Raw genomic sequence first — 6901 nt, 5'->3', positions numbered from 1 at the left:
CCGTACCGCCCGGCGGGGGGCTCGCCCGGGCTCGCGGGGACGGTCGCGGCGGGCGCGTCGGCGGGGCCGTCGGCGTGGTCCACGGGGCTCCTCGGCGGGTCGGGCCGGGCGCGGCGGCGCACGGCGTGGGTGGGGTGCGCGATCATTGTCTCGCGACCGGTCCGTGCCCGCCGACACCCCCGGGCCCGGCGGGCGGGTCGAGGACCGTGTGCGACGTCGAGAGGACCTGGAACCACCGTGACCGAGCAGCTGCGCCTGATGGCCGTGCACGCCCACCCGGACGACGAGTCGAGCAAGGGTGCCGCGACGACCGCCCGCTACGCCGCGGAGGGGGTCGACGTCCTCGTCGTGACCTGCACCGGCGGCGAGCGGGGCGACGTCCTGAACCCGCACCACCCGCCGGTCGAGGGCGGGATCGAGGAGATGCGCGCCGTGCGCCGCGTCGAGATGGCCGCCGCCGCGCAGGCGCTGGGCGTCCGGCAGCACTGGCTGGGCTTCGTCGACTCCGGCCTGCCGGAGGGCGACCCGCTGCCGCCGCTGCCCGAGGGCTGCTTCGCGCTGCAGCCGCTGGAGGAGGCGTCGCGCCCGCTGGTCGAGCTCGTCCGCGAGTTCCGGCCGCACGTCATCACCACGTACGACCCCACCGGTGGGTACCCGCACCCGGACCACATCATGTGCCACCGGGTCGCGTTCGAGGCGTTCCACGCGGCCGGCGACCCGGAGCGCTACACGGGCACGGGTGAGCCCTGGACGCCGCTGAAGCTCTACTACAACCACGGGTTCTCGATGGCCCGCATCCGCGCCGCGCACGAGGCCCTCGTCGCCCGGGGCGTCGAGTCCCCGTTCGGCGAGTGGGTGGAGTCGCGCGCGGCCCGGGAGATCCCGGAGCGCGAGGTCACCACGCTGGTGCCGGTGGCGGACTACTTCGACCAGCGGGACGCCGCGCTGCGGGCGCACGCCACCCAGATCGACCCCGAGGGCTTCTTCTTCGCGATGCCCCGGGACCTGGAGCTCGAGGTCTGGGCCACGGAGGAGTACGAGCTCGCGGAGTCCCGCGTGCCCACCACGCTCCCCGAGGACGACCTGTTCGCCGGGATCCGCGAGGCCCTCGCGTGACCGGGGCGCTGCACGTCGCGCACGGCGTGCTGCTCCAGGTCGCGGCGGCCGCGCCGTCGCCGTCCCCGACGGTGCAGGAGATCCCGCCGGAGGACCAGACGTCGCCGGGGTTCCTCGGGTTCCTCGTCACGTTCGCCGTGGCGGCCTCGGTCATCGGGCTGGCGTTCGCGCTGACCCGGCAGCTGCGGCGCGTCGACCGCAACGCCCGCCGGATCGCGGAGGCCGAAGCCGCCGCCCCGGGGCAGGACGACGAGCAGGGTGGGCAGGGGACCACGGGCGGGGACCGCGCGTGACGACGCCCCCGGTGCGGCCCGCGGTCCGGGTCACGGTCGGCCAGCTCGCCGTGAGCGGCGACCACGCGGCGAACCGCGAGGTCGTGCGCCGGACCATCGGCACCGCGGCCGCCGCGCACGCCGACGTGCTGGTGCTGCCCGAGTACGCCTCGGGCTTCGACCCGCGCGGCACCGGCCCGGAGCACGCGGAGCCGCTGGACGGCCCGTTCGTGTCGCTGCTGCGCGAGCGCGCGGCCCGCGAGGGCGTGGCCGTCGTCGCGGGGACGACCCTGCCGGGCGCGAGCCCGGAGCGCGCGGTCAACGCGGTCGTCGCGGTCGACGCGGGGGGCGACCTCGTGGGGGTCTACCGCAAGGTGCACCTGTACGACGCGTTCGGGCACCGGGAGTCCGAGCGCCTGGAGCCCGGGCCGGTGGACGCCGACCCGCTGGTGCTGGACGTCGCGGGGCTGCGGCTCGGGGTGCTCACCTGCTACGACCTGCGGTTCCCGGAGTCCGCGCGGCGTGTGGTGGACGCGGGGGCGGACGTGCTCGTGGTGCCCGCGGCGTGGGCGGCGGGGCCGCTCAAGGACCTGCACTGGAGCACGCTCGCCACCGCCCGGGCGATCGAGAACACGGCGGTCGTCGTCGCGGTCGGGCAGGCGGGCAAGGGCGTGACCGGCCGGTCGCTGGTCGTCGGACCGGACGGGGCGACGGGGCTGGAGCTCGGCACGGAGCCTGAGGTCCGCACGGTCGACCTGGACCCCGGCGCGCTCGCGGAGGTCCGCGCGGGCAACCCGTCGCTGGCGAACCGCCGCTACCGGGTGGTGCCCGCGGGCTGAGGGCGCGCGGGCCGGGCCCGCTCAGCCGAGCGCGGGCCCGGCGCCGGCGCCGGTCTGCTCGTCCAGGTCGGGCCAGATGCCGCGCATGAGGTCCTCGATGTCGATCCGCATCGCGCCGCTCTCCGCGCGGGCCACGGCCTTCTCGACGTGGGGCTCCGGCTCGGCGGCGAGCGCCCGCACCTCGGCGTGGATGCGCTCCATCGAGCTGTCGAGCGACGCGGCGACGTCGGCGGCGAGCTTGAGGGAGTCCGTGAGGTGCCGGGGCACCTGCCGGTCGTACTTGTAGTAGATCTTGTGCTCCAGGCTCGCCCAGAAGTCCATGGCGATGGTGCGGACCTGGATCTCGACCACGACGTGCTCGGTGCGGTCGGACAGGTAGACGGGGACCTGCACGATGAGGTGCAGCGACTTGTACCCGTTGGCCTTGGGGTGCGCGATGTAGTCGCGCTCCTCCAGCAGCGTGAGGTCGGCCTGCGCGACGAGCATGTCCCGCACCTTGTAGATGTCGGAGACGAACGCGCAGGTGACGCGCACCCCGGCGATGTCGAACATCTGGGAGCGGATCGCCTCGGGCTCGAGCGGGATGCCCTTGCGGCGGCACTTCGCCACGATCGACTCGAACGACTTGAGCCGGGACCCGACGTGCTCGACGGGGTTGTCCTGCTGGATGTGCCGGAACTCCTCGCGCAGCGTCCCGATCTTCGTCATCACGGCGTCGATGCCGAACTTGTAGGTGAGCGCGAGCCGGCGCATGTCGCGGACCAGCGCGCGCAGCTGGGCGGCGTCGGTCGGGGGCAGCAGCGTCGGTGCGGTGGCGTCGTTCACGCGTCCCACCGTACGAGAGCGCGACGCCCGGCGGATCCCCCTGCGGGCCGAGGTCCGTGGAGGTGTCGTGCGCCTTCGGGCGCAGGCGGGTGGGCGCCGCTCAGCGCAGGACGGCCATCGCCACGGCGATGTAGTGGCACACCCAGCCGACGACGGTGAGCACGTGGAAGATCTCGTGGAACCCGAACCAGCGGGGGCTGGGGTTGGGGCGCTTGAGGCCGTAGACGACGGCGCCGAGCGTGTACGCGAGCCCGCCCCCGGCGACCAGCCACACGACGGCGGGGCCGCCGCTGTCGGCCGTCCAGAACGCCGGGAGGTACCAGGCGGCGACCCAGCCGAGCGCGATGTACACCGGCACGTAGAACCAGCGTGGCGCGCCGAGCCAGAACACCCGGGCGAGCAGCCCGGCCAGGGCGCCCGCCCACACCACGATGAGCATCGTGCGGGCCGTGGCCGCGGGCAGCAGCGCCACCGCGAGGGGGGTGAACGTGCCCGCGATGACGAGGAAGATGTTGGTGTGGTCCAGGCGGCGCAGCACGCCGGTGACGCGGGGGGACCAGGTGCCGCGGTGGTAGACCGCGCTCACGCCGAACAGCAGCACCGCGGCGGCGCCGAACACCGCGGTGGCGATCGTCAGCGGGGCGGTCGGGGCGAGCACCACGAGGACGATGGAGGCGGCGGTGGCCAGCGGGAACATGCCGGCGTGGATCCAGCCGCGCAGCCGGGGCTTGACGACGGCGGCGACCTGCTCGGCGGTCTCGGCGACCTTCACGCGGACCCCCTCCTCTTCGGTGCGTGGCGGACCGTCCGAGCCTAACCTACGGGCACGTAGGTTACGGAGGCGTAGGTAGGTGTCGCCGGTGGTCCTGCACACATCCTCCCCGACCCGTCCGGGGGACCGGCCACCTGCGGCGACCGGGCTGCCGGTAGCGTGAGCACGCTGCCGACCCGCCACCCCGAAGGAGCCCCGCGCGTGCACCTGCCCCACCCGCTCTACGGGCTGTACGAGCGCCGGCTCGCCGCGTCGCTGCCCCGGGACCGGGTCCCGCGGCACGTGGGCGTCATCCTCGACGGCAACCGCCGGTGGGCCAAGCAGCTGGGGGAGTCGACCGCCACGGGGCACCGGCGGGGTGCCGACCGCATCGCCGACCTGCTGGGCTGGAGCGAGGAGGTGGGGGTCGAGGTCGTCACGCTGTGGATGCTCTCCACCGACAACCTCACGCGCGACCCCGACGAGCTCGCCGCGCTGCTCGGCATCATCGAGGACGTCGTCCGCGAGCTCGCCGCCACCCGGCGCTGGCGGCTGCAGGCCGTCGGCGCGCTGGACCTGCTGCCCGAGCGGACCCGCCAGGTGCTCAGCGACGCGCAGGCCGCCACCGCGGACGTCGACGGGCTGCACGTCAACGTCGCCATCGGCTACGGCGGGCGCAAGGAGATCGCCGACGCCGTGCGCTCCTACCTCGTCGACCGCGCCGCCGAGGGCGTCACCCTGGACGAGATCGCCGCGACGTTCGACGTCGAGCACATCGCCGAGCACCTCTACACCAAGGGCCAGCCCGACCCCGACCTGGTCATCCGCACCTCCGGCGAGCAGCGGCTCGGCGGGTTCCTGCTCTGGCAGAGCGTCCACTCGGAGTACTACTTCTGCGAGGTCTACTGGCCGGACTTCCGCCGCGTGGACTTCCTGCGCGCGGTGCGCGACTACGCCGCCCGCGACCGTCGTCGCGGGCGCTGAGCCGACGCCCCGGCGACGCCCGGCAGGACGCCCGGTGAACATCGTGTTTCCACCCCCGCGACACGCCCGGTGCGTGCGCGGGGCACCCGCGCGGCGGGCGTAGCGTCCGAGGGCAACGGGCGGCACCAGCCGCCCCCGGGAGGCCATCCATGGAGCACACGCTCCGGGAGGAGGGCCGGCACCGGCCCCTCCTCGGGGACGGCCGACCTCGTCCCGTCACCGCGCGCCGCACGAGCCCACGGGCCGGCGCACGGGGCCCGATGCGGCGCTGAGGCCAGCGCCGGAGGGAGCCTGTTGTGGTCAACGAGCTGGGAACCGCCGCCACCCCGTCCACCGCGACGGAGGGCCGCCGCACACACGTCCTCGACACCTCGGTGCTCCTGTCCGACCCGAAGGCGATCACCCGGTTCGCCGAGCACGACGTGGTCCTGCCCGTCGTCGTGATCACCGAGCTCGAGGGCAAGCGGCACCACGCCGAGCTCGGCTACTTCGCCCGCGCCGCGCTGCGGATGCTGGACGACCTGCGGCTCGCCCACGGCGGCCTCGACACCCCGCTGCCCATCGGCGACCTGGGCGGCACCCTGCGGGTCGAGCTCAACCACGCCGACCCCGCCGTCCTGCCCGCCGGGTTCCGGCTCGGCGACAACGACACGCGCATCCTCGCGTGCGCGGCGAACCTCGCCGCCGAGGGGGCGGACGTCACGGTGGTCTCCAAGGACCTGCCGATGCGGATCAAGGCGTCGGCCATCGGGCTGCGCGCCGAGGAGTACCGGCACGAGCTCGCCGTCGACTCCGGGTGGACCGGCATGGACACGCTCGACATCGCCGAGGACCAGATGGCCCGGCTCTGGGAGCACGACGCCCTGCCGCTCGCCGACGTCCCCGAGGCGCCCGCGCTGCCCGTGCACACCGGCCTGGTCCTGCACAGCCCGCGGGGCTCCGCGCTCGGGCGGGTGACGGCCGACAAGCACGTGCAGGTGGTGCGCGGCGACCAGGACGTGTTCGGCCTGCACGGCCGCAGCGCCGAGCAGCGCATAGCCATCGACCTGCTGCTGGACGAGTCCGTCGGCATCGTCTCGCTCGGCGGGCGGGCGGGCACCGGCAAGTCCGCGCTCGCGCTGTGCGCGGGCCTGGAGGCCGTGCTGGAGCGGCGGCAGCACCGCAAGGTCATGGTGTTCCGCCCGCTGTACGCGGTCGGCGGCCAGGAGCTCGGCTACCTGCCGGGCAACGAGGCCGAGAAGATGAACCCCTGGGCGCAGGCGGTCTTCGACACGCTGAGCGCCGTGGTCAGCCGCGAGGTGGTCGAGGAGATCATCGACCGGGAGCTGCTGGAGGTGCTGCCGCTCACGCACATCCGCGGGCGCTCGCTGCACGACGCGTTCGTGATCGTGGACGAGGCGCAGTCGCTGGAGCGCAACGTGCTGCTGACGGTGCTGTCCCGCATCGGGCAGAGCTCGCGGGTGGTGCTCACCCACGACGTCGCGCAGCGGGACAACCTGCGGGTGGGGCGGCACGACGGCGTCGCGGCGGTCATCGAGGCGCTGAAGGGCCACCCGCTCTTCGCGCACGTGACCCTGACCCGCTCCGAGCGGTCGCCCGTCGCCGCCCTGGTCACCGAGCTGCTGGAGGGCATCGAGCTCTGAGGCGCCGTCGCCTCACCCCCGGTCCGCCGTGCCGGCGGGGGCGGGGGTGGGGGACGGGGCCACCGGCGCGGGGCGGGCCGCCGCGACCGCGACCACCAGGGCGGTGACCGCGCCGAGGGCGGTGTCGAGCGCGCGGTCCACGGCCAGCGCCGTCGGGTCCGGGGTGCCGCCGAGGGAGGTCATGAGCAGCGCCATCGGGGTGATCGCGAGCATCGCGGCGCCGTAGTGCCGCGCGACCACGAGCTCGGTGACGGTCTGGAGGGCGACGACCAGGACGGCGACCGCCCAGAACGGCAGGTCGGCACCGAGCAGCGGGAGCGCCAGCGCGGCGCCGCACGCCGTCCCGGCGGCGCGCTGCAGCGCGCGGACGCCCATGTGCCGGACGTGCGCGCCCTGCAGGACGGCGGCCGCGCCCATGACCGCCCAGGCGGGGTGGCCCCAGCCCGCGACCGTCGCCACGGTCCCGGCGAC

Annotated in this window: 8 protein-coding genes; 5 read left to right on the top strand and 3 right to left on the bottom strand. The window is 75.0% G+C overall.

Features of this window, described 5'->3' with window-relative positions:
- The first annotated feature begins 258 nt into the window (after window positions 1-258).
- From mca to EBM89_RS18710, 3 genes are read left to right on the top strand one after another with little or no spacing between them, the layout of a single operon-like run.
- A complete protein-coding gene (mca, locus tag EBM89_RS18720; RefSeq protein WP_122151138.1) occupies window positions 259-1116 on the top strand; it encodes a mycothiol conjugate amidase Mca in 858 nt (285 codons plus the stop codon).
- Complete coding sequence (locus tag EBM89_RS18715) at window positions 1113-1409, top strand: hypothetical protein (protein WP_122151136.1); 297 nt, start codon at window positions 1113-1115, stop codon at window positions 1407-1409. Before mca ends, EBM89_RS18715 begins: the two co-directional genes overlap by 4 nt.
- Window positions 1406-2227 (top strand): carbon-nitrogen hydrolase family protein, encoded by an 822-nt coding sequence (locus EBM89_RS18710; protein ID WP_122151135.1) that lies wholly within the window; start codon window positions 1406-1408, stop codon window positions 2225-2227. The genes EBM89_RS18715 and EBM89_RS18710 overlap by 4 nt, the downstream gene beginning before the upstream one ends.
- Before the next feature lie 21 nt (window positions 2228-2248).
- Here the strand turns inward: EBM89_RS18710 and EBM89_RS18705 are convergent, their stop codons facing one another.
- Together EBM89_RS18705 and trhA are read right to left on the bottom strand one after the other, a co-directional pair.
- Window positions 2249-2980 carry a GTP pyrophosphokinase gene (locus tag EBM89_RS18705; protein WP_122151137.1) on the bottom strand — a complete coding sequence of 244 codons (732 nt, stop codon included), beginning with the start codon at window positions 2978-2980 and terminating at the stop codon, window positions 2249-2251.
- Window positions 2981-3152: 172 nt separating this feature from the next.
- Window positions 3153-3824, bottom strand: coding sequence for a PAQR family membrane homeostasis protein TrhA (gene trhA / locus EBM89_RS18700; RefSeq protein WP_233571851.1), 672 nt, complete (start codon window positions 3822-3824; stop codon window positions 3153-3155).
- Window positions 3825-4025: 201 nt separating this feature from the next.
- On the opposite strand from trhA, the gene EBM89_RS18695 reads away from it, so the two are divergent.
- Window positions 4026-4787 (top strand): isoprenyl transferase, encoded by a 762-nt coding sequence (locus EBM89_RS18695; RefSeq protein ID WP_122151133.1) that lies wholly within the window; start codon window positions 4026-4028, stop codon window positions 4785-4787.
- A gap of 296 nt (window positions 4788-5083) precedes the next feature.
- Entirely contained in the window at window positions 5084-6430 is a 1347-nt protein-coding gene (gene phoH2 / locus EBM89_RS18690) for an RNA 5'-3' helicase PhoH2 (RefSeq protein WP_122151132.1), read from the top strand.
- 12 nt (window positions 6431-6442) lie between these two features.
- Here the strand turns inward: phoH2 and EBM89_RS18685 are convergent.
- Window positions 6443-6901: FUSC family protein (locus EBM89_RS18685; protein ID WP_147463623.1), on the bottom strand; the 459-nt coding region annotated here is incomplete at its 5' end.

This window comes from Cellulomonas triticagri, from assembly GCF_003696205.1.
In the GTDB taxonomy this organism is placed as follows: domain Bacteria; phylum Actinomycetota; class Actinomycetes; order Actinomycetales; family Cellulomonadaceae; genus Cellulomonas; species Cellulomonas triticagri.
This window is presented reverse-complemented; position numbering and strand designations above follow the sequence as displayed.

Bases quoted from the DNA above. Each gene is read 5' to 3' on its own strand.
- mca (WP_122151138.1), top strand. From the start codon at position 259: ATGGCCGTGCACGCCCACCCGGACGACGAGTCGAGCAAGGGTGCCGCG.
- EBM89_RS18705 (WP_122151137.1), bottom strand. From the start codon at position 2,980: ATGCGCCGGCTCGCGCTCACCTACAAGTTCGGCATCGACGCCGTGATG.